This window comes from Catenuloplanes nepalensis (assembly GCF_030811575.1).
Classification (GTDB): domain Bacteria; phylum Actinomycetota; class Actinomycetes; order Mycobacteriales; family Micromonosporaceae; genus Catenuloplanes; species Catenuloplanes nepalensis.
Genome location: NZ_JAUSRA010000001.1, coordinates 5976408 through 6002327 on the forward strand (window position 1 = coordinate 5976408; position 25920 = coordinate 6002327).

General features: G+C 71.7%; 25 protein-coding genes, 1 tRNA gene and 1 riboswitch. Of the genes, 12 read left to right on the forward strand and 14 right to left on the reverse strand.

Translation table 11 applies throughout. From position 1 onward, the window contains the following. Nucleotides 1-14 precede the first annotated feature (14 nt). Nucleotides 15-1610: a rhamnogalacturonan lyase family protein gene (locus tag J2S43_RS25505; RefSeq protein WP_306833345.1), complete on the forward strand. Its 1596-nt coding sequence runs from the start codon at nt 15-17 to the stop codon at nt 1608-1610. Nucleotides 1611-1795: 185 nt separating this feature from the next. Here the strand turns inward: J2S43_RS25505 and J2S43_RS25510 are convergent, their stop codons facing one another. The 4 genes from J2S43_RS25510 to J2S43_RS25525 are packed head-to-tail and all read right to left on the reverse strand — an operon-like array spanning nt 1796 to nt 6615. Further along, the gene (locus J2S43_RS25510) at nt 1796-3559 is read right to left on the reverse strand and encodes an Hsp70 family protein (protein WP_306833347.1); all 1764 of its coding nucleotides are present in this window, start codon (nt 3557-3559) and stop codon (nt 1796-1798) included. A 29-nt stretch (nt 3560-3588) separates the two neighbouring features. Then, a complete protein-coding gene (locus tag J2S43_RS25515) occupies nt 3589-4413 on the reverse strand; it encodes a carbohydrate ABC transporter permease (protein ID WP_306833349.1) in 825 nt (274 codons plus the stop codon). After that, nucleotides 4413-5297 carry a carbohydrate ABC transporter permease gene (locus J2S43_RS25520; RefSeq protein WP_306833351.1) on the reverse strand — a complete coding sequence of 295 codons (885 nt, stop codon included), beginning with the start codon at nt 5295-5297 and terminating at the stop codon, nt 4413-4415. The genes J2S43_RS25515 and J2S43_RS25520 overlap by 1 nt, the downstream gene beginning before the upstream one ends. A 1-nt stretch (nt 5298) precedes the next feature. Further along, nucleotides 5299-6615, reverse strand: a complete 1317-nt coding sequence (locus J2S43_RS25525) for an ABC transporter substrate-binding protein (protein ID WP_306833353.1) — start codon at nt 6613-6615, stop codon at nt 5299-5301. Nucleotides 6616-6780: 165 nt separating this feature from the next. On the opposite strand from J2S43_RS25525, the gene vapB reads away from it, so the two are divergent. Continuing rightward, nucleotides 6781-7005 (forward strand): type II toxin-antitoxin system VapB family antitoxin, encoded by a 225-nt coding sequence (vapB, locus tag J2S43_RS25530; RefSeq protein ID WP_306833355.1) that lies wholly within the window; start codon nt 6781-6783, stop codon nt 7003-7005. Further along, the gene (locus J2S43_RS25535) at nt 6996-7412 is read left to right on the forward strand and encodes a PIN domain nuclease (protein WP_306833357.1); all 417 of its coding nucleotides are present in this window, start codon (nt 6996-6998) and stop codon (nt 7410-7412) included. Before vapB ends, J2S43_RS25535 begins: the two co-directional genes overlap by 10 nt. Here the strand turns inward: J2S43_RS25535 and J2S43_RS25540 are convergent. The 5 genes from J2S43_RS25540 to J2S43_RS25560 all read right to left on the reverse strand — a co-directional run bounded on the left by J2S43_RS25540 (nt 7378) and on the right by J2S43_RS25560 (nt 9609). Then, complete coding sequence (locus J2S43_RS25540) at nt 7378-7776, reverse strand: amidase family protein (RefSeq protein WP_306833359.1); 399 nt, start codon at nt 7774-7776, stop codon at nt 7378-7380. The two genes, J2S43_RS25535 and J2S43_RS25540, sit on opposite strands and share 35 nt — an antisense overlap. Further along, nucleotides 7730-8164, reverse strand: a complete 435-nt coding sequence (locus J2S43_RS25545; protein WP_306833361.1) for a type II toxin-antitoxin system VapC family toxin — start codon at nt 8162-8164, stop codon at nt 7730-7732. Before J2S43_RS25545 ends, J2S43_RS25540 begins: the two co-directional genes overlap by 47 nt. Beyond that, nucleotides 8164-8421: a type II toxin-antitoxin system Phd/YefM family antitoxin gene (locus tag J2S43_RS25550; RefSeq protein WP_306833363.1), complete on the reverse strand. Its 258-nt coding sequence runs from the start codon at nt 8419-8421 to the stop codon at nt 8164-8166. Before J2S43_RS25550 ends, J2S43_RS25545 begins: the two co-directional genes overlap by 1 nt. A gap of 336 nt (nt 8422-8757) precedes the next feature. Continuing rightward, nucleotides 8758-8829: transfer RNA gene (locus J2S43_RS25555), tRNA-Val, on the reverse strand. Nucleotides 8830-9180: 351 nt separating this feature from the next. Further along, nucleotides 9181-9609: a TIGR02611 family protein gene (locus J2S43_RS25560; RefSeq protein WP_306833364.1), complete on the reverse strand. Its 429-nt coding sequence runs from the start codon at nt 9607-9609 to the stop codon at nt 9181-9183. 333 nt (nt 9610-9942) lie between these two features. Here J2S43_RS25560 and J2S43_RS25565 point away from each other — a divergent pair, with 333 nt between their 5' ends. The 4 genes from J2S43_RS25565 (at nt 9943) to J2S43_RS25580 (ending at nt 12204) form a co-directional block, all read left to right on the forward strand. After that, the gene (locus J2S43_RS25565) at nt 9943-10374 is read left to right on the forward strand and encodes an SsgA family sporulation/cell division regulator (protein ID WP_306833366.1); all 432 of its coding nucleotides are present in this window, start codon (nt 9943-9945) and stop codon (nt 10372-10374) included. 163 nt (nt 10375-10537) lie between these two features. Beyond that, nucleotides 10538-11404, forward strand: coding sequence for a helix-turn-helix transcriptional regulator (locus J2S43_RS25570; RefSeq protein WP_306833368.1), 867 nt, complete (start codon nt 10538-10540; stop codon nt 11402-11404). Nucleotides 11405-11478: 74 nt separating this feature from the next. Next, nucleotides 11479-11934 carry an RrF2 family transcriptional regulator gene (locus J2S43_RS25575; protein ID WP_306833370.1) on the forward strand — a complete coding sequence of 152 codons (456 nt, stop codon included), beginning with the start codon at nt 11479-11481 and terminating at the stop codon, nt 11932-11934. Between the two features lie 84 nt (nt 11935-12018). Next, complete coding sequence (locus J2S43_RS25580; RefSeq protein ID WP_306833372.1) at nt 12019-12204, forward strand: DUF4236 domain-containing protein; 186 nt, start codon at nt 12019-12021, stop codon at nt 12202-12204. Between the two features lie 16 nt (nt 12205-12220). Here J2S43_RS25580 and J2S43_RS25585 read toward each other — a convergent pair whose 3' ends face one another. Beyond that, a complete protein-coding gene (locus J2S43_RS25585) occupies nt 12221-12754 on the reverse strand; it encodes a VOC family protein (protein ID WP_306833374.1) in 534 nt (177 codons plus the stop codon). 41 nt (nt 12755-12795) lie between these two features. Here J2S43_RS25585 and J2S43_RS25590 point away from each other — a divergent pair, with 41 nt between their 5' ends. Both J2S43_RS25590 and J2S43_RS25595 read left to right on the forward strand, forming a co-directional pair. Further along, nucleotides 12796-13260 (forward strand): MarR family winged helix-turn-helix transcriptional regulator, encoded by a 465-nt coding sequence (locus J2S43_RS25590; RefSeq protein WP_306833377.1) that lies wholly within the window; start codon nt 12796-12798, stop codon nt 13258-13260. 104 nt (nt 13261-13364) lie between these two features. Further along, a complete protein-coding gene (locus J2S43_RS25595; protein WP_306833378.1) occupies nt 13365-17795 on the forward strand; it encodes a tetratricopeptide repeat protein in 4431 nt (1476 codons plus the stop codon). A 20-nt stretch (nt 17796-17815) separates the two neighbouring features. Here J2S43_RS25595 and J2S43_RS25600 read toward each other — a convergent pair whose 3' ends face one another. Both J2S43_RS25600 and J2S43_RS25605 read right to left on the reverse strand, forming a co-directional pair. Next, on the reverse strand, nt 17816-19138 hold the full coding sequence (locus J2S43_RS25600) for a sensor histidine kinase (RefSeq protein ID WP_306839443.1): 1323 nt from the start codon (nt 19136-19138) through the stop codon (nt 17816-17818). A 54-nt stretch (nt 19139-19192) separates the two neighbouring features. Continuing rightward, nucleotides 19193-19852, reverse strand: coding sequence for a response regulator transcription factor (locus J2S43_RS25605; protein ID WP_306833381.1), 660 nt, complete (start codon nt 19850-19852; stop codon nt 19193-19195). 99 nt (nt 19853-19951) lie between these two features. Here J2S43_RS25605 and J2S43_RS25610 point away from each other — a divergent pair, with 99 nt between their 5' ends. Next, nucleotides 19952-21142, forward strand: a complete 1191-nt coding sequence (locus J2S43_RS25610; protein WP_306833384.1) for a LolA family protein — start codon at nt 19952-19954, stop codon at nt 21140-21142. 46 nt (nt 21143-21188) lie between these two features. Here the strand turns inward: J2S43_RS25610 and ahcY are convergent, their stop codons facing one another. Both ahcY and J2S43_RS25620 read right to left on the reverse strand, forming a co-directional pair. Next, nucleotides 21189-22622, reverse strand: coding sequence for an adenosylhomocysteinase (gene ahcY / locus J2S43_RS25615; RefSeq protein ID WP_306833386.1), 1434 nt, complete (start codon nt 22620-22622; stop codon nt 21189-21191). Between the two features lie 55 nt (nt 22623-22677). After that, a riboswitch (S-adenosyl-L-homocysteine riboswitch) is annotated at nt 22678-22762 on the reverse strand. A gap of 8 nt (nt 22763-22770) precedes the next feature. After that, on the reverse strand, nt 22771-23214 hold the full coding sequence (locus J2S43_RS25620; protein WP_306833388.1) for a nitroreductase/quinone reductase family protein: 444 nt from the start codon (nt 23212-23214) through the stop codon (nt 22771-22773). A gap of 91 nt (nt 23215-23305) precedes the next feature. Here J2S43_RS25620 and J2S43_RS25625 point away from each other — a divergent pair, with 91 nt between their 5' ends. Both J2S43_RS25625 and J2S43_RS25630 read left to right on the forward strand, forming a co-directional pair. Then, nucleotides 23306-24055 carry a hypothetical protein gene (locus J2S43_RS25625; protein WP_306833389.1) on the forward strand — a complete coding sequence of 250 codons (750 nt, stop codon included), beginning with the start codon at nt 23306-23308 and terminating at the stop codon, nt 24053-24055. A 694-nt stretch (nt 24056-24749) separates the two neighbouring features. After that, entirely contained in the window at nt 24750-25757 is a 1008-nt protein-coding gene (locus J2S43_RS25630; protein ID WP_306833391.1) for a DUF559 domain-containing protein, read from the forward strand. Nucleotides 25758-25920: the final 163 nt, after the last annotated feature.

Genomic DNA, 25920 nt, shown 5'->3' on the forward strand with positions numbered 1-25920 from the left:
GATAGCATCCAGAAATGTCGATACCATCGGTGCTGGTGGCCGCCGTTGCCGCCACCGGTCTGGCCGCGCCCGTCCCGGCGCCGAGCCTCGAACCCCAGCTGATCACGAGCGTGGACACGTCCGCCGGTGGCACCGGCGCCCGGCTGCTGCTCGGCGACGTCAGCGGTGACGGGCGGCTGGACATCGTCACCATGCAGCCGGCCTACCTGGCCTCCGACGTCTACATCGGCCGGCAGGTGCAGTCGCTGGCCGCGTTCGACGTGGCGAGCGGCACGAAGATGTGGCAGATCGGCACGCCGGATCCGCGCGTGACGAACAACGGCACGGACATCCCCGCGGAGATCTACGACCTGGACGGCGACGGGGACAACGAGGTGCTCGCCGTGATGGAGGGCGTGTTCCGGGTCTTCGAGGGCAGCACCGGCACGCTGGTCCGCGAGTTCCCGGTGCCGGGGCCGAACGCGTGGGACACCATCGTCATCGCGAACACGCGCGGGCTGGACCAGCCCCGCGACCTGGTCTTCAAGGACCGCTACGACCAGGTGTGGGTCACCGACGAGTTCGGCACGCTGCTCTGGACGCACACCGGCACGGTCGGCCACCGGCCGTACCCGCATGATTTCGACGACGACGGACGTCAAGAGCTGATCGCGGGGTACGACGTGCTCGCACCGGACGGCACGCTGCTCTGGACCGCGGACATGGCCGACCACCCGGACTCGATCGCGGTCGGCGACCTGGACCGCGACGGCGCCGAGGACATCGTCTTCGGCGGCGCCGGGAAGGGCGGCGACAGCACCAACGCGTACCGTCAGGATGGTTCCCTGCTCTGGCAGAACCTGGACGCGGTCGAGGCGCAGCAGGTCGGCATGGGCGACTTCCGCCCCGACCTGCCCGGCCTGGAGGTCGCCGGCCTGGACCGGGTCGACCGCACCGCGACCACCGGCAGGGACTCGCTCTACCTGGTCTCCGCGTCCGGCGAGACGCTGTGGAAGGAAGAGCGCACCACGCTCGGCTGCTGGGGCACGGTCCTGGAGCCGCTGCACAACTGGGACGGCACCTACCGCGACCTGCTGCTGTCCTGGAACCGTGGCTGCGGCGAGGTGGCCGGCATCTGGGACGGCAACGGCGACCGGGTCGCCACGTTCGGCGTCGACGGCCGGATGATGCGCGGCGACCTCTGCGGCGACGACCGCACCGAGATAGTCGACTACGTGATGGGCGACCGCGCCCACGTCTACGCGAACGGCCCCTGCGACCTCACCGCGAAGGTCACCGGCCGCCCGCTCCCCCAGCCGAAACGCCTCTACAACTACAGCCGCTACACCGCCGAGGAGATCCCCACCGACCACGCGCTCGGCCGCCGCTGGCACCACAACCGCGTCGACCTCGGCCGCCTCCGCGAACTCACCGGCGTCACGGTCTCGCTGAGAGGCGCGGCCCGCTTCCACGTCGAGACCTCCACGGACGGCCGCCACTGGACCCGCGTCGCCACCGACGCCACCGACCGCACCGGCCACGCTCGCGTCGAGTTCACCGCCCTCGCCCGCCACGTCCGCATCATCACCCACGCCCGGTTCCGCACCGCCGAGGTCCTCGGTACGCGATAACGAGCAGCAGGACCGTTTTCCCGCTTCCGGCGTGGTGCAGCCCGTGTGCTCCCGCGGGCAAACCCGCGGCGGCCTCCGCCGCCGCTCCGGTCGCCGCGTCGGAGCCGGCGACGTCGTGGCCGGGAGAAGAGCAGCGGTCCCCGGGCCACGTCGCGTGGCCTCCGGTTCCGGCGGGGCCGGCACGGTCAGGGGCGGAACTCGATCGTGTCGCCGAGTTCGTCGATGACCTGAGTCCAGTGGGCGATCAGGAGGGCCGGGTCGAAGCCGCGCAGCTTCCAGCGGCTGTTGCGGCGCAGCGCCTCGTCGAAGTCGTCCAGCAATGAGCCGGGGGCGAGCAACGTCCACACGTCCTGGTCCAGTGCGTAGGAGAGGTCGCGGGCGAGGGCGGCGGCACCGAGCAGCAGCTCGGGGATCCACTCGTCGCGGCCGCCGGCCAGGTTGGTGACGACCAGGTCCAGCCCGTAGCGGTGTTCCGGCGCGGGGAACAGCGCGGGCGGCGTGGCCCAGCCGGCGAACTCGGCGAAGCCGGGACGGTCGCGCAGGTCGTGGGCGGTGTCACCGTGCAGGAAGGCCACCAGGCCGTCGGCGGTGCCGAAGACCTGGACGCGGCCGTCGACGGCGAGGAACCGCGGCTCCTCGTGCGTGCCACCGCCGCCGTCCTCGTCCGGCTCCCGCTCGATCCAGCGCAGCGTGATCCCGACCCCGCCGTCGGTCGCGATCTCGATCGCCTCGATCCGCGGATAGCCCGGCACCGGCGCGGCCTGCCACGGCGCGGGCTGCTGCCAGTGCCCCGGCACGGGCGCGACGACCGGCGCCCCGAACTGGCCCGCCACCGCGGCCGCCCCGAACTGCCCCGGCACCACGGCCGCCCCGAACTGCCCCGGCACGGCGGGTGGCGCGCTCACCGGCGCGGGAACGGGGCCGGCGGCGGACCCGGGTGCCGTCGCGCTGTCCGCGGGCGGCCATGGCATCGCCGATGCACCCCGCGCGACCACCAGTTCCGGCGCCTCCACCGTGATCGGTGCGACTCCGAGCGCCCGGTGCAGCAGCGTCGCCACGAGCGGTGTGCGGGTGCCGCCGCCGACCGGCAGCACCCCGGCCACCGGCACGCCGGACCGCTGCATGGTCGCCACGGTCAGTGCCACCGTGCGCTCCAGCAGCGGCGTCGCCTCCGCCTCGAACCCTGCCCGGCCGATCTCCACCGGCGCGGCCAGCATCGGCACCGGCAGCCACGCGGCCGGCTGTGACGACAGCTCCTCCCTGGCCGTGCGCGCGGCCGCCCACAGCTGTCGCCGCGCCCGGTGGTCGTCCGGCGTCCGCGGATCTTCCAGGCGCGACCACACGTCCGGCGCCGTGTCCACGGTCAGCCGCCGGGCGGTGCCGACCACGATCGCGTCCAGATGCAGGCCGGACACGTCGGCCAGCCCGTCCGTGGCCGCGATCGACAGGCCGGCCGGCCCCTGCCGTACCACCGTGATGTCGAAGGTTCCGGCGCCCAGGTCGTAGATCGCGATTCCGTGATCCGGGGGCACCGGGCGCCCGAGCGTGGAGACGAGGTGGAACGCGGCCGCGATCGGTTCCGGCACCATCCGTACCGCGGCGGGCCTGGCCCATGCCGTGGCCTCGGTGAGCGCCGCGAGCTGCGCCGGACCCCAGGCGGCCGGGTGGGTGAGCGTGACCGCGCGGTCCCCGGCGCCGGCCCGGTGCAGGATCGCGCCGAGCGTGTAGCCGACCGGCAGCTCACGCCCGCCGGCCCGGACGACGCCGTCGAGGACCCGGAGTTTCGGATGCGGCTCGACGCTTCGTGGATCGGCCGTGCCCACGTCCGCGCCGGTCAGCATGGTGCCCTCGGCGGTGACCGCGACGGCGGAGTCGATGATCAGCGCCTCCGGCGGCGCGCCGGACATGGCGACGGTGGTCGACGTACCGAGATCGATGGCGAGATGCACCGGATCAGTGTGCACAGCGCCGGCAAGATTCACCCCTTGCGGCCCTGCGTGGCGACGCCCTCGATGAAGTACCGCTGACAGAGCAGGAAAGCGATGATCATCGGTACGGTCGTGAGCACCGCGCCGGCCAGCACCACCTCCCAGCGTGCCTCCCCGGCCTGACCGAACTGGTCGAGGATCGCCTTCATCCCGCGCGGCATCGTGAACAGCGCCGGATCACGCAGGTAGATCAACGGCCGCAGCAGGTCGGACCAGCTGGCCCGCAGCTCGAAGACGAACGCGACGATCAGCGCGGGACGGCAGAGCGGCACCGCGATCCGCCAGAAGAGCCGCCAGTACGACGCGCCGTCCACGCGCGCGGCCTCGAACAGCTCGCGCGGCACGCCGAGGAAGAACTGCCGGATCAGGAAGATGTAGAACGCGCTGCCGAACAGATTCTGCGCCCAGAGCGGCACCTGCGTGGCGGCCAGGCCAAGCTCGTTCCAGATCAGGTAGGTCGGGATCATGGTCACCGCGCCGGGCAGCATCATCGTGCCGACGACCAGCGCGAAGAGCGCGTTCCGCCCGGGGAACCGGAAGTAGGCGAAGCCGAACGCCACGATCGCGCTGGAGACCGTCACGGTCGCGGCCGCGGCCAGCGCCACCACCACGCTGTTGCCCAGCCAGGTCAGCACGGGCGCGGCGGACCAGATCGTCACGTAGTTCTCCGGCGCCCACTCGCGCGGGATCAGCGCGTTGTCGAACACGTCCGGCCGCGGTTTCAGCGACGCGCTGACCAGCCAGGCGAACGGGTACGTGAAGACGACCGCGGCCACGGCCAGCCCGGTCCAGATCGGCCAGCGACGCGCGCCCATCAGCCACCCCCGTAGTGCACGAAGCGGCGGCTCAGCCGGACCTGGACCAGCGTGACCGCCATGATGATTCCGAAGAGCAGCCAGGCGAGCGCGGACGCGTACCCGATGTGCAGGAACTGGAACGCCTGCTGGAAGAGGTAGACGACGTAGAAGAGCGCGGCGTCGCTGCCGTACGTCTGCTGGTTCGCGCTGCCGTAGAACGCGGTGTAGACCTCGTCGAACGTCTGCAGCCCGCTGATCGTGTTGATGATCAGCGTGAAGAACAGCGCGCCGCTGATCGACGGCACGGTCACGGCCCGGAACCGCGCCCACGCGGACGCGCCGTCCATCTGCGCGGCCTCGTGCAGGTCACGGGGCACGTCCCGGAGCGCGGCCAGGTAGATGATCACGGTGCTGCCCAGGCTCCACGCGCCGATCAGCACGAGCCCCGGCTTGATCCACGCGGGGTCCGCGGTCCAGTCCGGCCCGATCGGTCCCAGCACCTGGTTGACCAGCCCGGACTGCCCGTTGAACAGCAGCAGGAAGAGCACGCCGACCGCCACCTTGGGCGTGACCGTGGGCAGGTAGAAGACGGTCCGGAAGAACCCGGCCGACCGGCGCCCGGCGCGGTTGAGCAGCAGCGCCAACGCGAGCGACACGACCATGGTCAGCGGCACGTGCAGCGCCGTGTAGAACAGCGTGTTGCCCAGGCTCGTCCGCACCCGGGGATCGCCGAACAGCGTCCGGTAGTTGTCCGCGCCGACGAACTCCGCGCCGGTCAGCACGTCGTAGTCGGTGAACGACAGCACCAGGCTGGCGACCATCGGCCCGGCCAGAAAGACCAGGAAACCGACGATCCAGGGCGACAGGAAGCCGTACGCGGCCCACGTCTCGCGGCGCGCCATCTCAACTGCCGCGGTTCGCCTCGTCCAGCGCGGCCTGTGCCTGTCGCTGCGCCTGGGCGAGCGCCTCCGCCGGTGACTGCCGCCCGTCCAGCACCCGGTTGACCGCGTCCTGCCAGGCCGCCTTGAACTCCTCGCCGGCCGCCATCGCGGGCAGCGAGAACCCGGTCTCCTGCGTCTCCAGCACGGTCCGCACCGCGGCGCTCGGCTGCACCACGTCCCGGAAGATCACCTCGTCCGCGCGGACGTTGCCGGTGAACGTACCGGCGTACGGCTTGCCCGCGTCCGCCCGCACCTTCGCCCGTGCTCGCGCCGCCGCGATCCACGTCTCGCTGTCCGTCATCGTGGCGATCCACCGGCACGCCTCCTCCGGGTGCGGGCCGCCCTTCGGGATCGCCCAGGCGTTCCCGGTGATCCAGTCGACCGGCTTACCGTCCCGCCCGCGGAACGGCGCCACCGTGACGGCCGTGTCCGGCGAGTTCTCCGCCAGCACGTTCAGGTAGAAGTCCTCCATCACGAACGCGCCCAGCTGCCCGCTCGCGAACTGGTTCCGCGCGCCGAAGAAGTCGAACGTGTCCCGGAACGACTTGAACGCGGCCCAGCCGCCCTGCGCCCGGATCAGCCCGGCCGTGAACTCCAGCGCCTCGGCCACCCGCGGATCGTCCAGCCGTGCGGTCCGGCCGTCCGCGCTGACCAGCTCGGCACCGTTGGCCCGCGCCCACATCGGCAGGAACTCCGGGATCTTCGGGTCGAACCCGATCCGGCTCAGCTTTCCCGCCTCGGTCACGGTCAGCTCCTCCGCGCGCTTCGCCAGCGCGTCCCAGTCGTCCGTCGCGAGGCCGGCCTCGCCCACCACCGCGTCATTGATCATCAGGACGCGGTTGTTGTAGAAGTCCGGCAGCCCGTACAGCTCTCCCCGCAGCGTGGCCTCCGCCAGCGCGGCCGGCCGGAACTGCGCCACGTCGATCCGCTCGCGCGCCACGCAGTCCCGCAGCGGCAGCAGCGCGCCCTTCGCGGCGTACGTCCCCAGCAGCCGCCGTTCCATGTAGACCAGATCCGGCGGCGTCCCGGACGCCACGGCCGACAGGAACTGCTGCGCGTCGAAGCTGCCCTCCGACGCCACCGCGGTCCCGGGCGCGATGCGCGCGTTCGCCGCGTCGAACCGCGTCCGCGCGATCTCGTCGCCGGTCCCGAACCCCATCATCGTCAGCGTCACCGCGCCGCCGGCACCACCGTCGTCACCGCCCACGCCCCCGCACCCGGCCGCGAGCACCGCCACCAGCACCGCCACGATCCCCCGCCGCACACCCCGATCACCCATCGTCACCCTCACCTCACGTCGCCCCTATCGGCGAATATAGAAGCGCGACGATCGACCGGCAACGCGAGCAATCCCCCGGAGCGGGAAGCCGTCGCCGCCGGCGCACGAGCGCCCTCGCGCAAGGCGAGTGATATCGTGATATCAGATCCGCCTACGGAGGTGCCCATGGCAAACATCCTCATTCGTGATCTGAGCCAGGAAGCCGTCGACCGTATCGACGCGGCGGCAGCCGGTCTCGGCCTCTCCCGTAACGAATACCTGCGTCGCAAGTTCGAACAGGGCATGGCGCCCACCGGAGGGCAGGTGGTCACTGCCGAGGACTGGCAACGGTCCGCAGAGGCCTTCCCTGACCTGGCCGACCCCACGGTGATGGACAACGCGTGGCGGTGACGACCTGGCTGATCGACAAGTCGGCATACGTCCGCCTTCAACTCGGCCAGACCGCGAATCGCGAGGAGTGGAGCCTGCGCATCAGCCGCGGGCTGGTCCGGCTCTCCACCATCACGCGGCTGGAGCTCGGCTACTCCGCACGTTCCGGCGAAACGGGGCGGGAGCAGTTCGTGCTCCCGCCACTGTCCTTGATGCCGATCGAGTACCTGACACCCGCCGTCGAGGACAGGGCGTTCCAGGTACAGATGCTCCTGGCCGACCGCGGCCAGCATCGCGCACCATCGATTCCCGACCTGCTGATCGCGGCAACGGCGGAGAAGGCAGGACTGACCGTTCTCGCCGTCGACAAGGACTTCGACCTCATCGCCACGATCACCGGACAACCCGTCCACACCCTGGATGACTGAACCCCTCGCGCGCCTTTGAGTTACCGCAGGCGCGCCCGCGCTCCGGCTTCACGCCCACCACGCCGCAGACCCCGGCCGGCCCCACGATCGACCCGTCCATCCCCGTCCCGATCGCCAACGGCGCCATCCCGCACGCGACCGCCACTGCCGACCCGGACGGCGACCCCCACTGGCTGTGGCTGAGCGAATAGGGGTTCCGCGTCTGCCCACCCACCCCCGACCACCCTTCGGTGGCCTCGGTGGACCGAAAGTTCGGTGCAGGTGCCTCCAGAACACCGCCGCCGAGCGGAAGGCTGGTCCCACCGCGGAAGGACGGCTTACGCGCCCTCGCCGGGCGGCTGCCACGGGTCAATGATCTCGACACCCGCGGGCGCGAAGTCAGCCACGTTACGAGTGACGACCGGCATGCCGTGTACGAACGCGGTCGCCGCGATCAGCGAGTCACGGACGGGCCGCGGATCGGGAACGTGAAGGACGGCGCTGCGTCGCGCAACGGCGGAGTCGACGGGAAGAATTCGCTCGGTGAACGCGGGCAGCACCTGCGCTTCCAGCCAACGGCGCAGAATCGCGCCCTGTGCCGGATCGCGCCGCTCGGCCAGGAGAACCCCGATCTCCAGTTCCTGCACGGTGATAGCCGAGATGAACATACTGCTGGCCGCGGCACCGGCCGCCCAGGCGACGACGTTGGCGTCGGCCCGCCCGACCTTGGCTTTCCGCAGTTCGGAGACGACGTTGGTGTCCAGCAGGAACATCAGGCGAGATCCGCGGGCCGGGCCAGGTCACGGGACGCGGTGGGCTCGAATTCGACGTCAGCCTCTTCCGGGGACAGGCCGAGCAGGTCAACGATGCTCTCCTGCCCACCGGTCAGCCGCTGATACTCCTCGAAGGTCAGCAGCACGTGCGCGGGCCGGCCCCGGTCGGTAATGAAGACCGGGCCGCTGCGAGCCGCATTCTTGGCTCCCCCCGTATCCTGATTGAACTCACGGCTCGACAATCTCGTCACCGTCACAATCCCCACCTCCGAAGCCGTGTAGCAATGTTACTACACAATCGCCCTGCCCGTTATGGGCAACAACTCGCGCCCAGGCAATCCCCTCCGGCCGGGCGATAACAGGGTCACCCACGCAGCCCACGACGCACGCGCTCACCCGCAAGCCCCGCACCGACCCACGCCACGCAACCACAGCACCGCCGGGTTCACTCGCAAGGCCGCAAGGCCCGCACCGCACCGACCCACCCCACGCAACCACAGCACCGCCGGGTTTCAGGGGGCTCGGCCCCCTGAGCAGACATGACGAGAGGCCGCAGTCCGCGCTTTCCGCGGACACACGGCCCCTGCATCTCGTGGGCGATACTGGGTTCGAACCAGTGACCTCTCCGGTGTGAACGGAGCGCTCTTCCACTGAGCTAATCGCCCTTGCGAGACAGAACTGTACCGGACCCGGCCCGACCCGCGCACATCGGGGTTCCGGCGTGCCGGGGCGCGGCCGGGCGTGATGCACCGGGAGTCTCGCGGGGGTTTCGGTGACCAGCGACGGCACCGGCTCCGACGCGGCGACCGGAGCGGCGGCGGAGGCCGCCGCGGGTTTGCCCGCGGGAGCAAACGGGCTGCACCACGCCGGAAGCGGGAAAGCGCCCGCGTTCTTGCAGTTCTTGACGGGCCTCCGGAAGCAGCACCGGCACTCGCCCGGCTTGATCCCGGGCCAGGCGGCCGGGGGAGCACGCCGAACGTCAGCCACTGGACGCGGAAAGTCCGTTTCTGCGGCTTCTAGAACCGCTCCAGGAGATCCAGGCCGACCTGGATGAGGTCGATGCCGAGGGTCAGGCGGAGGGAGAGCCAGACGATCGCGCTGACGAAGACGAAGCAGAGGAGGCCGAGGAGGGAGCGGAGCGGCCAGGGCTGGCGCATGATCCAGCGGGTCCAGGCCTGAACGTGTTTGCGGGTGAAGTGGAGCAGGTGGCGGGCCCAGGCGAACTCGATGGCCCAGATGGCGAGGCCGACGATGACGATGCCCCAGCCGGGGCCGGGGAGCGGGATCGCGACGATGCCGACCGCGACCACGATCGCGCCGAGGAGGCCGATGCCGATCTTCAGGGCTATCCGGCCGGTGGGGTTGGCGCGGATCTCGTCGAGCTTATTGGTGATGCGGCGTCGCCATGCGGGGGTGGGCCGGACCACTTCTTCGAGGGTTTCCACCTCTTCATGATCACCCACTGTGTCCACCCCGGAATCGGACGCCGTGGAGGGATTTGACGCCATTACCTACCCCCGGTAGCCGTAGGGCCGTCACTGAACCGGACAACACGACGTTACCGGAGTGAGTCGACGTTGGTACCGCCGCGAACGGCGGATCGAGCAGCAGGCAAGACGCCGGGATCTTACTTGAACTCTTTCTTTGGGAAGACCAGTTCGGCCCGACTTCCTACTACTGGGTGAGATCAGCGTATGACGGAGCGTAATCGGATGTATCCGCTGAGTATGGGATACGCGGGGTGAGTACCCCGCAGCGGTGCCGGGGGGAGAACGTCAATGAGTGTCATCCGACCGACGACCGTCGAGGTCGAGACGTCGCTGCGGCTTGTCGCACCGGATGCTACCGCGTTGCCGGTGCGCGCCAGCCTTCGCTACGACCCGTCAGATCCGTACGCGGTGCACGTGCTGTTCCACGCCGAGACGGCCGGGGGCGAGGCCGTGAGCTGGTCATTCGCGCGGGAACTGCTGGTCACCGGGCTCGACGAGCCGGCCGGGATCGGCGACGTCCGGGTGTGGCCCTGGGCCACCCCGAAGGGTGACTTCGTGGCTCTGGCCCTGTCGTCACCGGACGGGAACGCCCTCTTCGAGGTGCCACGGAGCGTGCTCGTCCGGTTCCTTCGCCGGACGTACGTGGTGGTGCCGCGGGGCCGGGAGGGCGATCACCTCGACGTCGACGCGGCCGTGAACCGGCTGCTGGCAGGGCGGTAAAAGGCGGCATTAAAAGGGACAGAAGAACTGATATGACCCGCGCGATACCAGTCGGTACGCGCGGGTCACTCTTATGCACAGAAAAGCTCCGAAATTGCCATAAATGTGCAACAAAGAGAATGTGGGGATGCGTACCTGGCCAGGGACGGTTACCGTGAGTCCGATGGTCGGTATCGGTCAGGCGCGGCAGGGCAGTGAGCCCGCTCGCCCCACGGGCATCGGCGCCACTACGCTCAGCGACTTCTCCGGAGACGGACCGCATCTCCTCGATCGCAACCTCCTTCTGCTGGTCACGGTCGGCCAGGGCGCGCAGGAGATCGACTTCGTCCGGCACGACTGCCGCCCCGGCACGCTGCTGTGGGCCCGGCCGGGCCAGGCGATCCGGCTCAGCCGCCGGGCCGGCCTGGACGCGGTGCTCATCTCCTGGCATCCCGAGGACCTCCCCGACCGCTGGCAGCCCGGCGGTCGGTGCGGGTGGCAGCTGGCCGGCGAGGACGAGGACGCCGTGATCAGCGAGGTGAGCCAGCTGGTGGTGGACCGGGAGCGGCACGCCGGCACGCCGCTCGCGGACGACCTGCTGCGCCATCAACTGACCGTGCTGATGCTGCGGATCGCGCTGCTGGCCGGCGATCGCACGCCGCCGGAGACGTCGACGTTCCACGAGTTCACGACCGCGATCGAGACGGGGTACGCACGGAGTCGCCGCGTCGAGGAGTACGCCCGGCTGCTCGGCTGCTCGGTCCGCACGCTCACCCGGGCCTGCCTGGCCGCCACCGGCCGCAGCGCCAAGCAGGTGATCGACGACCGGGTGGCGCTGCAGGCCCGGCGCCTGCTGGCCTGCACGGAGACGCCGATCGCGGACATCGGCCGGGCACTCGGCTTCCCGGAGCCGACGAACTTCGGCCGCTTCTTCCACCGGGAGACCGGCTGCTCGCCCGGCGCGTTCCGGGCCGCGCTGCCCGGCCCGCCGCTGGAGGCGCGGGACGCCGGCCCGCATGTGCTGCGAACAACCGCGTTCCACACTTTCTAGTACACCGAGCCGCTGTTTGTGGGACAGAGTGGGGCGGCGCACGCTGCGGCCCCGTGCGGGGTCACAATGTGGGGGTGCAGATCTCCGCGCGTGGTGAGTACGCCGTCCGAGCCGCCCTCAGCCTGGCCTCGGTCCACCCCTCACTGATGTCCGCCCAGGCCATCGCGCAGGAGCAGGACATGCCGCGGAAGTTCCTGGAGGCCGTGCTCGCGGACCTGCGCCGGGCCGGCATCGTCCGGGCCCAGCGCGGCGCCGAGGGCGGTTACACGCTGGCGCAGACGCCGCGCGAGATCATGATCGGCTCGATCCTGCGCGCGGTCGACGGGCCGCTCGCGGGCGTCCGCGGCATGCGGCCGGAGGAGACCCGCTACGACGGCGCTGCGGAGAACCTGCCGAAGCTGTGGGTCGCGGTCCGCAGCGCGGTGCGCGAGGTCGTCGACGAGACCAGCCTGGCCGACGTGGTGAGCGGCCGGTTGCCGAACCACGTGAAGAAGCTGACGACCCGCCCCGACGCGTGGGAACCGCGGTAATTCACTCAAACGTTTGCACTGCCGGGGTTCCGGGCACATGTTCGACAACCCCGGCAGCTATGCAGACGAAGGGAGCAACACGCCATGGGCCTGATGTTCCGTAAGCGCAGGAAGTTCGGACCGCTGATCTTCAACTTCACCGAGAACGGTTTCTCGTCGTGGAGCATCAAGATCGGCCGCTGGTCCTGGAACTCGAAGGCACGCGCGCACCGCGTCGACCTTCCCGGTCCGTTCTCCTGGAAGCAGGACAAGTCGCGCTCGACGAACTGACTCCCCGATACGGCGGTCAGACCGGGACGGAGATTCCCACTCCACCCCGCGTCTGACCGCCGTATCGCTTCTTCTCCTTCGCGAGGTCCAGCCGCCCGATCGTCTTGCGGGCCGCCAGCGCCGCGTCGTCCAGCAGGTCCTTCGGGATCAGCCAGACCACCTCGAACTCCAGCCCGTCCGGGTCCCTGCCGTAGAGGCTCTTGGTGCTCCCGTGGTCGGACGTGCCGACCAGTGCGTCCGCGTTCGCCAGCGCCACCATCACCTCTTCCAGCGTGTCCAGCGTGTCGACCTCCCACGCGAGGTGGTAGAGCCCGACCGTGGCCCGCCCGGCCATCGACGGACCGGCCGGGCCTATCTCGAAGAGCCCCAGGTCGTGGTCGTTCGACGAGTCCGGCGCCTGCATGAACGCGGCGCGGAACCCGTTCGGCGTCATCGGCACCTGGCGGAAGCCGAGCACGTCCCGGTAGAACGCGACGCTCCGGTCGAGGTCGCTGATGTACAGCACGGCGTGGTTGAGCCGGACGACACCCATGACGATCCCTTCATCCATGTTGGTAGTTGAAGGTTCAACTAGTTGATTATCATACGGTCATGACGCGCTGGCTGAACCCCGAGGAACAACGCACCTGGCGGGCGTTCCTCTTCGCCTCCCGAGCAATGCTGGAGACGCTGGACCGGGAGCTGCAGCGGGACTCAGGCATGCCGCACGCCTACTACGAGATCCTGGTCCGGCTGTCCGAGGCCCCCGACCGCAGCATGCGGATGAGCGACCTCGCCGACTCGCTGGCCTCATCCCGCAGCCGGATCTCGCACGCGGTGACCCGGCTCACCGAGCAGGGCTGGGTGCGGCGCGAGGACTGCCCCACCGACCGGCGCGGCCAGCTCGCCGTGCTCACCGAGCGGGGCTACGAGGTGCTCGCCGCGGCCGCGCCCCGGCACGTCGACGGCGTCCGCGCCCACCTCTTCGACCAGCTGACCCCGGAACAGCTCACCCAGCTCGGCGCGATCAGCTCCCGGCTGCTCGACCACCTCGACCCGGAGCACGAGCTACGCTGACGGCTTCGCGACAGTCCGGAATCGCCCGGTACGGCATTCCCGGAACAGCACGGCCGAGAGCGCCCACTTGAACACATCGTTCCGGAACGAGCACTATGGGGCACGTGTCCCACGGATTGGCTGAACTGACAGCGCACGCGAAGGATCTGATCGGCGCGGGCGACCTCGGGGCCGCCCAGATGCTGCTCAGTGACGCGCTCGCCGCCGTCGACGTCGATCCGCTGCGCGCGTCGGCCGACCTGGCCGACGCGGCGGGCCTGCTCGCCCGCATCCTGGTGGCGCTCGGCGAGCCGCACTCGGCCCGCGCCTGGGCCACGTTCGCGCACACGGCCCAGCGGCGGCTGCGCGGGCCGGCCGACGAGCGCACCGTGGTCGCGGCCGCCACGCTCGCGGCCGTGCTGCACCGGGTCGGCGCGAACGCCTCAGCGGCCCACCTCTACCGCGACGTGGTCGCGCGGCTCACGCTGGTCGACGGCCCGGGCTCGATGCGGGTGCTGGCAGCCCAGGCCGACCTGGCCACGGTCGAGCACGCGCGCGGCGAGTGCGTGACGGCCCGGCGGCTGCTCGCGGACGCGTACCGGCGGCATCGGGAGACCTACGGCGAGGGCCATCCCGCGGGCATCAAGATGCTCGCCCGGCTCGGCACCATGGAACGCGACTGCGGCAACTTCGGCGAGGCTCACCGGCTCTTCAGCGGCGCCCGCGACCTGTGCCGCGACTACCTCCCGGCCGACCACCCGATGGCGGCCCAGATCGCGGCCCTCGCCCGCGCCCCCGCCGACCCCGAGCACATCTGCCGCAACGTCTCCCCGGCCGACGACGACTTCTCCGCCGATCCGCCACAGGCTGAAACCCCCCAACCCCCCTTCGCGGGTACGTCGACAGCCGTCGGCCCCCTCCCGACCGCGGAAGCCACGGACGTCCCGGACGCCGACTCCACGGACGTCCCGGACGCGACGACGGCCGACCCTGTGGGAACCGCCTCCGACGGCGCTACGGGAGCCGCGGGCACTGCGGGAGCTGGCGGCACCACCGGAACCGCCAGCACTACCGGAGCTGGCGGCACCACCGGAGCCGCCGGCACGGCCGGAGCCGCCGGAGGCGGTTCCCGGGGCGTCGCCGGAGCTGGCGGTGCTGCGGGCGTCGCCGGAGCTGGCGGTGCTGCGGGCGTCGCCGGAGCTGGCGGTGCTGGCCCCACAGGTCTGGCGGATGCCGCCGGTAACGCTGGTCCCACCGGCGCCACGGGAGCCGCCGGTGTTGCCGAGGTAGCGGATTCGGTGGATGCCGGAAACGCAGTCGGCACGGCGGCCGCCGAGGACTCGCCCGGTGGCGGCGCTGAGATCACTGGTGACGCCCAGGCACCGGGCCGAACCTGGCCCGGCGAGGTGCCGGCTGCCAGGGATGCAACGGATGCGAGGCGGGACTCCGCCGCGACCGGCACCCCGTGGGGCACCGCACCGCAGCGGCAGCCGAGACCGTCTCCGTGGGTGACCGGTGCCGCAAGCCCGCAGCCGCCGATGGATCATCCGGACGAGCCGTCGCCCGACGACTTCCCGCCCGATGTGGACGATCTGACCGCCCAGGACGTCGACTGGGAACCCGGCCCGACGTCATATGCGAGAACCGCGTCGATCGGTGTCTCCAGCGGCGATATCTCCCCGACCACGCCAGAGCCGGCCCCTGAGCTCGAGGTGCCGGCACCGCTCCCGGACTTCCGCGAGCAGCCGGAGCAGGACGACGCGGAACCCCGCGTCCCGGAGCCCGCACGGTCGCCGGAGCCCGCACGGTCGCCGGAGGCCGCAGCCGAGTCGCGCGGCGAGGTCGGCGTCACCCGCCACGACGCCAAGGCGAACGACGACGGGCGAGCCGGCGGAGCGTCCGAAGAGGACGGCCGTGCCGACGTCGAGTCGCCCGGCGGCGAGTCGCCCGGCGGCGAGTCGCCCGGCGGCGAGTCGCCCGGCGGCGAGTCGCCCGGCGGCGGTGCTTGGCAGGGCTCCGGCGAGGACGACGGCACCGAGGCCTGGCACCTGCCGCCGGTGGCTCCGGAACCGGCTGCTTCCGCACTGGCCGGCGAAGAGCCGGAGCCCGCATCTCGCCCGGCGATCGGCGAGCACACGGCTCCGTCGTGGCAATCACCGCTTCTCGATCCCGACGCCGCACTCGGTGCCGCGAGCCCACGATCCGGCGGCGATTCCGGGCGACCCGAGGACGCGGTTCTCCGGGCACCCGCCTCCGACTCGCCGGTCTCCGCGACGTGGCAACCACCGATGCCGGATCACGGGACCGGCACCGCGCCTTGGGACGATCCCGCCACGTCGCACGCCGATTTCACCGCGTCACAGGCCGATCCCGCCGCATCGCAGACCGATCCCACCGCATCGCAGACCGATCCCGCCGCGCCGCAGACCGATCCCACCGCATCGCAGACCGATCCCACCGCGCCGCAGACCGATCCCACCGCATCGCAGACCGATCCCGCCGCGCCACAGACCGATCCCACCGCATCGCAGACCGATCCCGCCGCGCCACAGACCGATCCCACCGCGCAGTTCGAGCACCGGCCCGGCTCCGGCAAGCTGGCGGAGCGAGACGACGAGCCGGTCGTCGGCCCGTGGCATCCACCGCTACAGGGCGGCGACGATCTGGAGCCGTGGCGCGCGGTCAGCTTCTACGCCGCGTCCCGCCCGGACGGGAACGATGCCGCCGACGCACCGTGGACGCCTCCGGCACCGGCCGAACCTCAGCCGTCGATTCCCTCCGAGACCTGGGGACCGGCCGAGTCCCAGCGGACGGCACATCCCGAGACCTGGGCGCCGGCTCAGGATTCGGTTCCCGTGGCCCGCCCGGACGCCGGCGCCTCGACCGGCGAACAGCCCGGCCGGCCCACCTCGGCCGACGAACAGCCCGGCACGACCGCACCGGCCGCCGAACAGCCCGGCACGACCGCACCGGCCGATGAGCCGCCGGCCGCCACGTCGTCGCCCGGTGAACAGCCCGCGCCGTGGCGGCCCCGGAACGAGCGGTCGGAAACCTGGCAGCCGCCGTCCGAGCGCGGCCCCTCCGAGCCATGGCCGCGTGGCAGCGACAGTGGCGCGACGCCGTGGACACCGCCCGCGCGCACGCCTCCGCCGGCCGCCGCGCCCACGCCGCGCTATCCCGGTTCCGGCATCCCCCGGTCCACGCCGTGGGTCTCGGGCGCCGCGGCCCATCCGGCGCCGGTCCCCCCGCCCGCGGCTCCGGCCGACGCCGGCACCACCGCGGACCCGTCCGCCGCGGGTGCCAAGGACGGCACCCGGCCCGAGACCGACGCCGGTCCGCCCACCACGCCCGGCACCACCTACGCCTGGAGCGGCGCGCGGACCGAGGCGGAGACGCCGGCCGAGGAGACGTTCGGGGACTGGCCGCTGGACGAACCGCCGGCCTGGCAGCCGCCGGACGCCTCCGGCGCGTGGTCATCCGCACCCCCGCCGATCGCGGAGCAGCCCGGTCACGTGCCGCCGCAGGCGCGATCCGGCCGCTACGCGACGCCGCCCACACCGGTCCCCTACGACGACGGCCTCGGTGGCACGCCGGCCCCCTACACGGACCAGCGCGACGTCACCCCGGACGAGCGGTACTGGACGGACGACAACGCGGCCGCGCCGCTGCCACCGGCCGTCTTCGATGATCTGAGTGGGCACGGGCCGCAAGCCGGGCAGATGCCGCAGGCCGCGCCGCCCGCGGTCGCGCAGCCCCGCTATCCGGTCCCGGCCGAGCCGCGTATCCCGGCCGAGCCGCGTGTTCCCGCCGATCCGCATGTTCCCGGCGAGGCCGAGGAGTCACCCCGGGGCTACGCGCAGCGTCAGGCCCGGCAGGACCAGCCGTGGCGCACGCCGGCTCGCGGTGTCCGCACGCCGCCTCCGGGTGGCCGGTACTCGCCGCTGGCGCCGGGCTACGGTCAGCCCGGGCAGCCGCAGATCAAGGCGCACCGGCGTACCCAGGGAGATCGCTCGCTGACCGCGGGGCCGCCGGCGGGGCAGCGGCACCCGGGCATGCTGGTGCCGGCCCGCCGCCCGGCCGGGCTCGCGCCGGAGCGGTACCCGGAGCGGCCGACCGGCAAGATCGTGGCCGCGCTGGTCGCGGTCGGACTCGGCACGGTCGTGGTGATCGGCGGTTTCCTGCTGACCGAGCGCGACACCCGGGAGACGCCGCCGCCGGCGCCGACCGCGACCGCGAACCCGCCGTCCGCCGGTGCCACACCGCCGCCCGCGGGGGCGCCGGCGCGCGCGGGCGGCGGACCGCCGTCGAACGTGCGGATCCGGGACTCGCGCACGGAGGTGACGCTGACCTGGACGTACCCGGAGAACGCGGAGGGCCCGGTGGTGCTGACCGGCGGCCGGCGCGGCAACTCGGTGGCGATCGATGAGCTGCCGGCCGGCAGCGAGCAGTACCCGGTCTACAACCTGAACCCGGACGCGGACTACTGCTTCACGGTCGCCATCGTCTACTCGGTCGAGGAGATCGAGAAGGCGCCGGAGGTCTGCACGAACCGCTGATCACGGACGGGTCGACGCGCTCATTCCGGCAGCACCGGCAGCCGGATCTCCGCCCGCAGCCCGGAGGGCGCCGCGTCCGCCAGCGTGATCGTGCCGTGGTGCAGCCGGACCACCTCCCGGACGATCGCGAGCCCGAGCCCGGATCCGCCGGCGTCCCGGGCGCGCGCGTCGTCGAGCCGGGTGAAGCGGTCGAAGACGCGTTCCCGGTCCGCGGCCGGGATGCCGGGCCCGTCGTCGGTGACCGTGATCAGGTGCCGGTCGCCGTCCGCGCCGACGGTCAGCGCGACCGTCGACCGCGCGTGCCGGCCCGCGTTGTCCAGCAGGTTCGATACCGCACGGCGCAGCGCGTCCGCGTCGCCGTCGGTCCAGAACTGCTCGGCCGGCGTCGTGAACACCACGGCCGGGTAGCGCGCGGCCAGGTCGGTGAGCAACTCGCCGAGCTCGACCGGGGCGGTGCGCCGCGCGGCCTCGGCCGAGTCGTCCGCGCGGGCCAGCAGCAGCAGGTCGTCGACGAGCCGGGAGAGCCGGTCCGCGTCCAGCATGAGGTCGTCGGCGAACGCCGGCCAGTCGGTGTCGCCGGGCAGCCGCTGCGCGACCTCCAGCTGGACCCGCATGCTGGCCAGCGGGCTGCGCAGCTCGTGGGCCGCGTCCGCGACGAACGCGCGCTGCCGGGCCCGGGCCGCGTCCAGCCGGGAGAGCATGTCGTTGAGCGTGACCGCGAGCCGGTGGATCTCGTCGCGGGACGCGGGGACCGGCAGCCGGCCGGCCCGCCCACCGCCGGTGATCTCCTCGGCGCCGCGCCGCAGCTCCTCGACCGGGCGCAGCGTGGCGCCGACGACCCGCCACCCGACGATCGCGAGCACCGCGACCAGCAGCGGAAACGCGATCAGCAGCGCGGTGCGGACCACGCTCGCGCTCCGGTAGAGGTCGTCCATCGACTTGGCGACGAGCACGGTGAAATGTCCCTCGTCGGTGCCGACGCCGGCCGGGACGACCAGCACCGGTCCCTCGATGCCGAGCCGCACGCCGTCGATCAGCACGCGCTCGCCCGCGAACGCGCGCGTCAGCTCGTCCGGGAACAGCATCGGGACGAGCCGGTCCGCGCCGACCGACGAGTACCGCACGCGCCCCTGGGCGTCGACCACCTGCACGCGCACGTCCGTGCCGGCGACCGGGACCGGCGAGTCGGTCAGCACGTCCTCCTCGATCAGCGCCACCACGCCCTGCGCGGTCTTGGCCGCCTCTTCGTGCGCGGTGCGGTTCAGCGCGAAGCCGAGCACGCCGATCAGCGTGATCCCGCCGATCGCGAGTCCCACGGTCAGCCCGAAGACCCCCAGAAGCACGATGCGGGTACGCAGTGAGCGCTCACGGCGTACCCGCGAAGGGTTTTCGGTCATCTAGAGCGCCGAGAGGCGGTAGCCGGCGCCGCGCACGGTCTCCAGCAGGTCCCGCCCGATCTTGCGGCGCAGGTAGCCGACGTAGACCTCCACCGCGTTCGGCGCGGTCTCCATCGCGGCGTCCCAGACGTGGTCGAGCAGCTCGGTCTTGGAGACGACCTCGCCCTCGCGGCGCATCAGATATTCCAGCAGCGCGAACTCGCGCGCGGTCAGCGTGATCGCGGCGCCGGCCCGTTCGACGCGCCGCTGCGCCGGGTCGAGCGTGAGGTCGCCGACCGTGAGCACGGCCGGTCGCTGGGGCGCACCGCGGCGCAGCAGCGCGCGCAGCCGGGCCAGCAGCACCACGAACGAGAACGGCTTGGTCAGATAGTCGTCGGCGCCGCAGTCGAGCCCGTCCGCCTGGTCGTACTCGCCGTCCTTCGCGCTGAGCATCAGCACCGGCAGCCAGACGTCCTCCGCGCGCAGCTGGCGCACCACGCGATAGCCGGACAGGCCGGGCAGCATCACGTCCAGGATCATCGCGTCGTACCCGCCGTGCCGGGCCATCTCCAGCCCGGACGGCCCGTCCGCGGCCACGTCCACCGCGAACCCCTCGGCCTGCAGGCCGCGCTGCACCGCCCGCGCCATCCGGGCCTCGTCCTCGACCACCAGCAGTCGCATGAGGGTTACAGTGCCACGAGCGCTCTCAGGTTCGCCTCAGCGCCTCAGCTTCGTCACAGGCACGCCGACCCATCATGGTGTGCAGGAGGTGCGACACCCATGTCACTGATGAAATCCCAGACGGCCCGGCGTTGGCTGATCCCGGCCGCGGCCGCGGTCACCATCATCGGCGGAGGCGCCGCGGTGGGCGCGCTCGCCGCGGGCGCCGACTCGGTGCTCCCGCAGCGCAGCGCGGCCGAGCTCCTGGTCGATCTGCAGAACGCGAAGGTCGACGGCCTGTCCGGCACCGTCGTGCAGTCCGCCGACCTCGGCCTGCCCGGCGTCGCGAAGCTGGCCGCTGACGTCGGCGGCGAGACCGGCAACCTCGGCTCGCTGGTCGCCGGCACGAACACGCTGCGGGTCTGGCACTCGGAGCCGGACAAGTCCCGGATCGCGCTGGTCGGCACGCTCGGCCAGACCGACGTGATCCGCAACGGCACGGACGTGTGGATCTGGCAGAGCGCGGGCAACACCGCGCAGCACTGGACGGTCTCGGACGAGCACGCGGCCGACACGCCGCTGCCGCTGGCCTCGGACATCCCGACCACGCCGCAGGAGGCCGCCGACCAGGCGCTCGCCGCGGTCGACCCGACCACCGAGGTCGTGGTGGGCCGGTCGGCGAAGGTGGCCGGCCGCGATGCGTACGAGCTGATCCTGCGCCCGCGCGACGACGCGTCGCTGGTCGGCGAGGTGCGGCTGGCGATCGACGGCGAGCACAAGATCCCGCTGCGGGTCGAGGTGCTGGCGAAGAAGGACGGCGTGTCCGCGTTCAAGGTCGCGTTCACCCAGGTCGACTTCGCCCGTCCGAGCGCGGAGCAGTTCGCGTTCAACCCGCCGCCGGGCGGCACCGTCACCGAGGGCAACGCCAAGGAGCTCGAGGACACCGAGGCCGGCAAGGAGCTGTCGGCCGAGGAGCAGGCCGCGATGGACAAGGTCGCGGAGGCCGCCGGCCCGAAGACGGTCGGCGAGGGCTGGACCACGGTCCTGACCGCTGACCTGAACGCGGCCCAGGCCGCCGTGCCGGAGTCGGAGAAGCAGTCCGGCGAGCCGGAGGCCGCGCCGGAGAAGGGCTTGAGCGCCGACCAGCTCTCCGCGCTCTCCGAGACGTTCCCCGAGGTGAGCGGCGCCTGGGGCAAGGGCAACCTGCTCTCCGGCAACCTGTTCAGCGTGCTGGTGACCGACGACGGCAAGGTCTACGCGGGCCTGGTCGCGCCGGAGAAGCTGTACGAGGTCGCCGCGGCTTCGAAGTAAGGGTTTCGGGGCGCCCTCTTGACGGGGGCGCCCCTTTTTTCGTGCCTCAGTACCGGTAGTGCTCCGGCTTGTACGGCCCCTCGACCGCCACGCCGAGGTACTCCGCCTGCGCCTTGGTGAGCGTGGTCAGCCGCACGCCGAGCGCGTCCAGGTGCAGCCGCGCCACCTTCTCGTCCAGGTGCTTCGCCAGCATGTGCACGCCGGTGCCGTACTCCCCGGTCCACAGCTCGATCTGTGCGATCACCTGGTTGGTGAACGAGTTCGACATGACGAAGCTCGGGTGCCCGGTGGCGTTGCCCAGGTTCATCAGCCGGCCCTCGGAGAGCACCAGGATCGAGTGCCCGTCCGGGAAGCGCCACTCGTGCACCTGCGGCTTGACCTCGATCTTCTCGACCCCGGGGTACGCCGCGAGTCCGGCCATGTCGATCTCGGTGTCGAAGTGGCCGACGTTGCCGACGATCGCGTTGTGCTTCATCCGCGACATGTGGTCCGCGGTGATGATGTCGGTGCCGCCGGTCGTGGTGATGAAGATGTCGCCGCGGCCGACCACGTCCTCGACCGTGGTGACCTCGAAGCCGTCCATCGCGGCCTGCAGCGCGCAGATCGGGTCGATCTCCGTGACCACCACGCGCGCGCCCTGCCCGCGCAGTGCGGCGGACGCGCCCTTGCCGACGTCGCCGTACCCGCAGATCACCGCGAGCTTGCCGCCGAGCATGACGTCGGTGGCCCGGTTGAGCCCGTCCGCGAGCGAGTGGCGGATGCCGTACTTGTTGTCGAACTTGCTCTTGGTCACCGAGTCGTTGACGTTGATCGCCGGGAAGAGCAGCGTCTGCTCGGCCGCCATCCGGTAGAGCCGGGCCACGCCGGTCGACGTCTCCTCGCTGACGCCCCGCAGCCCTTCCGCGATGCGGGTGAAACGCTGCGGGTCCTCGGCCAGGCTGGCGCGCAGCGTGTCCAGGATGACCCGCTGCTCCTCGTGGTCGCCCTCGGCCGCCTGCGGGACCGCGCCGGCCCGCTCGAACTCGACGCCCTTGTGCACCAGCAGCGTCACGTCCCCGCCGTCGTCGACGATCAGGTTCGGGCTCTGTCCGTCACCGAAGTCGAACAGCCGCATGGTGCACCACCAGTACTCCTCCAGCGTCTCGCCCTTCCAGGCGAAGACGGGAGTGCCGGCCGCGACGACCGCGGCGGCCGCCTCGTCCTGCGTCGAGAAGATGTTGCAGGAAACCCAGCGGACCTCGGCGCCGAGCGCGACCAGCGTCTCGATCAGCACCGCGGTCTGCACGGTCATGTGCAGCGAGCCGGCGATCCGCGCGCCGCGCAGCGGCTGGGACTCCGCGTACTCCCGGCGCAGCGCCATCAGGCCGGGCATCTCGTGCTCGGCCAGCCGGATCTGGTGCCGCCCGGCCTCGGCCAGCGACAGGTCAGCGACCTTGTAGTCCTGATTTTTCACGTTTTTTCTCCTCTTGTGTGACGCCATCGGCCTCGTCAGGCCATGCGGCGATACCGGGAGACGACGAAAAGGGCGCCTCCGCGGTACGGAGGCGCCCTTCTAACATGTCGATCAGGCCGAGCGTGGCGAACCTTCAGATGCGGTCCGTCGCAGCGCCCCTCGGCCTGGCCCGATTCTAACTCCGCCTCTCCACGATCCGGAACACCGGAAATCCGGGCGCGGCCGCGAGCAGTTCCTCCTCCGGCGAGTCCCTGTGCAGCCCGTCGAAGAACATGCCCACCTCCCACGCCCACTTCCGCAGGTAGAGGCGGATCAGCGGCGGCTTGTCCGGATCGGCCACCTCGATCGCCTCGACGTGCTCGACCCGGCCGCCGAGACGCAGCTCGGCCTCGCCGGCGGCGCGCAGGTTCCGCACCCACTGGGTGTGCCCGCGCGGCGCGAGCAGGTAGCGCTCGCCCTCGTGGATGAAGAGGTTGACCACGATGGTGCGCATCTCCCCGCTGCGCCGGCCGCGGACCGCGAGCACCCGGCTGCCGAGCAGGCTCACCCCGCGCGCGGTCAGCCACTTGACGATGTCGTTGAAGACCTTTGCCCCGGGTGGCACCTCGACGAGCCTCATGATCTCTCCCCGCTCCATTTGAGAGCACTGCTCTCTGTTGAGAACAGTGAACACTCAACGGAGCATCGCGTCAAGCCCTAGACTGACCGCCGTGGATCTCCCGGGAGCCGGCCGCGCCCCGTTGCGACGCCGGCCGCTCGTACTCGCGCCGCTCCTGGTCGTCGCCGTGGCCACGGCCCTGGTCGCGGCGCTGGCCGTGGCCTACCCTGCCGTCGCCGCGCTCGCCTGCCCGCGCTGCTACAACCTCGCCGAGACCCAGCCCCGGGTGTACGTCGAACGCGGCGCCACCGACGCCCAGCGCACCACGGTCGCGACCGTGATGTCCGCCGCCGACGCCACGATCCGCGGGTTCTACGGCGACCGGGTCAGCACGCCGCGCGTCCTCGCCTGCGTCACCGACGAGTGCTACCAGCGCCTGCACGGCGGCGGCAGCAAGGGGATCGCCATCCTCAACCGCGGCCTGATGCTCTCCCCCGACGGCCTCAACCCGGTCATCGCCACCCACGAACTGGCCCACGTCGAGCTGCACACCCGCCTCGGCTCCGCCACGGTCCCGCAGTGGTTCGACGAGGGCCTCGCCGTCGTCATCTCCGACGACGCCCGCTACCTGGCCCCGCCGGGCTCAGCCACGCGCTGCCTGATGCCCCTGGCGGAAGCCCTCCCCCTCACCACCCGCGACTGGAACCTGGACACGGCCGCCGCCGACAACGCCTACGCCAAGGCCGCCTGCCTGGTCAGCCACTGGCTCACCACCGCCGGCGGCCCCGCCGCCCTCCACCCCCTGATCACCGCCCTCCGCGCCGGCACCCCCTTCTCCACCCTCGTCACCATCACCCCCTGACCCCACCACCTCCCTCCACCGCCCTCCCACCCCGACACCCCGGCCCGCCCGCAACCCGGCCCGCCCGGCAACCCGGCCCGCCGAGCAACCCAGCCCGCCCGGCAACCCAGCCCGCCCGGCAACCCAGCCCGCCCGGCAACCCAGCCACGCCGCCACGCCGGGCAACCCGGCCCACCCCAGCACCGGCACGCGATCCGCCCGGAAGAAATCCTGGCCACGCCGCGCACCGCGGCCACACCCGGCAGCCCAGCCACACCCGGCAGCCCAGCCACACCCGGCAGCCCAGCCACACCCGGCAGCCCAGCCACACCCGGCGACCCAGCCACACCCGGCAGCCCAGCCACACCCGGCGACCCAGCCACACCCGGCAGCCCAGCCACACCCGGCGACCCAGCCACACCCGGCAGCCCAGCCACACCCGGCAGCCCAGCCACACCCGGCAGCCCAGCCACACCCGGCGACCCAGCCACACCCGGCAGCCCAGCCACACCCGGCGACCCAGCCACACCCGGCAGCCCAGCCACACCCGGCGACCCAGCCACACCCGATATTTCATGACATCGACGACCGCCCGACTCACGCCTCGAGGCACGGACCTCATCCAGCTCGCGCCCGCCGCCCATTCCGCCGCTCCTCACCCGACATTTCCCGAAATAGCCACCGGCACCTGATCATGTCGATTCATTAGTGATACGTGGAGCACCGTAAGAGGGCCTCTTACGGTGCTCCACGTATCACTAATCAGTCGATCGATAAACGAATCCTGACACTCGGGTCGTCGCGCCAGAATAGTCGCGTGACCCGCTCGCCATCGCTGCCAGGAAAACTTGGATTCATACCGTTTCGCGGCAGTGACGCCGTCGCATCCGGCCTGATCACCCGCCGTCAGCTGAACACGGCGGCCTGGCGCCGCCTATTTCACGACATCTACATCCGAGCGGCCGAATTCGCACCCAGCGATCATCGAATGTGGTGCGAAGCAGCCGCACTCACGCTTCCCGCCGGCGCCGCCATCAGCGGACCGAGCGCCGTATTCCTCTGGGGCGCCGGATCACCACACAAGCGAGCCCCGGTCACCGCCACCATTCCGCGCACCCGCAGCCTGCGAAGCCAGGAGAGACTGACGATCACCCGCGGAAAACTGCTCCCCGAGGATCGGGACTCACTCGCCGGAATCCCGGTCACCAACCCGGCGAGAACCGCTTTCGACGTCGGCCGCCTGCCCGACCGGCATCAAGCGATCATGGCGCTGGACGCGCTGCTCTTCCGCAAGCTTGTCACGCTGGAGCAGCTCACCGCGCTCGCGAAGGCACGCACCGGCTGGCGCGGCGTCGCACTCTTCACCGCACGCCTGGCCGACGCCGAGCCGCTGGCCGAATCCCCCATGGAGACCCTGCTGCGCCTACTGATCACCGATGCCGGCCTCCCCCGCCCGATCGCCCAGCACGAGATCATCACCCGGCCCGGCCGCCCGCCGTTCCGCGCCGACCTCGCCTACCCGGAGTTGCGCATCGCGATCGAGTACGAGGGCGATCACCACCGCGAGCGCACCACGTTCCGCAACGACATCACTCGCGGGCGCCGCCTCGAAGAACTCGGCTGGCTGATACTCCGCTTCACCGCCGACGACGTCCTCCGCAACCCCGCCGAGACCATCCGCGTGATCACCGCTGCCCGCCGACGCCGCGGATCAACACCGTGAAACCCATCGAGGATCTAGACTTTCCCACTCCCGGCGTGGCCCAGCCCGCATGCTCCCGCGGGCAAGCCTCGCGGCGGCCTCCGCCGCCGCTCCGGACGCCGCATCGGGCCAGTTCCCCGGCACACGGTCAAAACCGCGCGATACCCGCGTCCCGCGCACACGT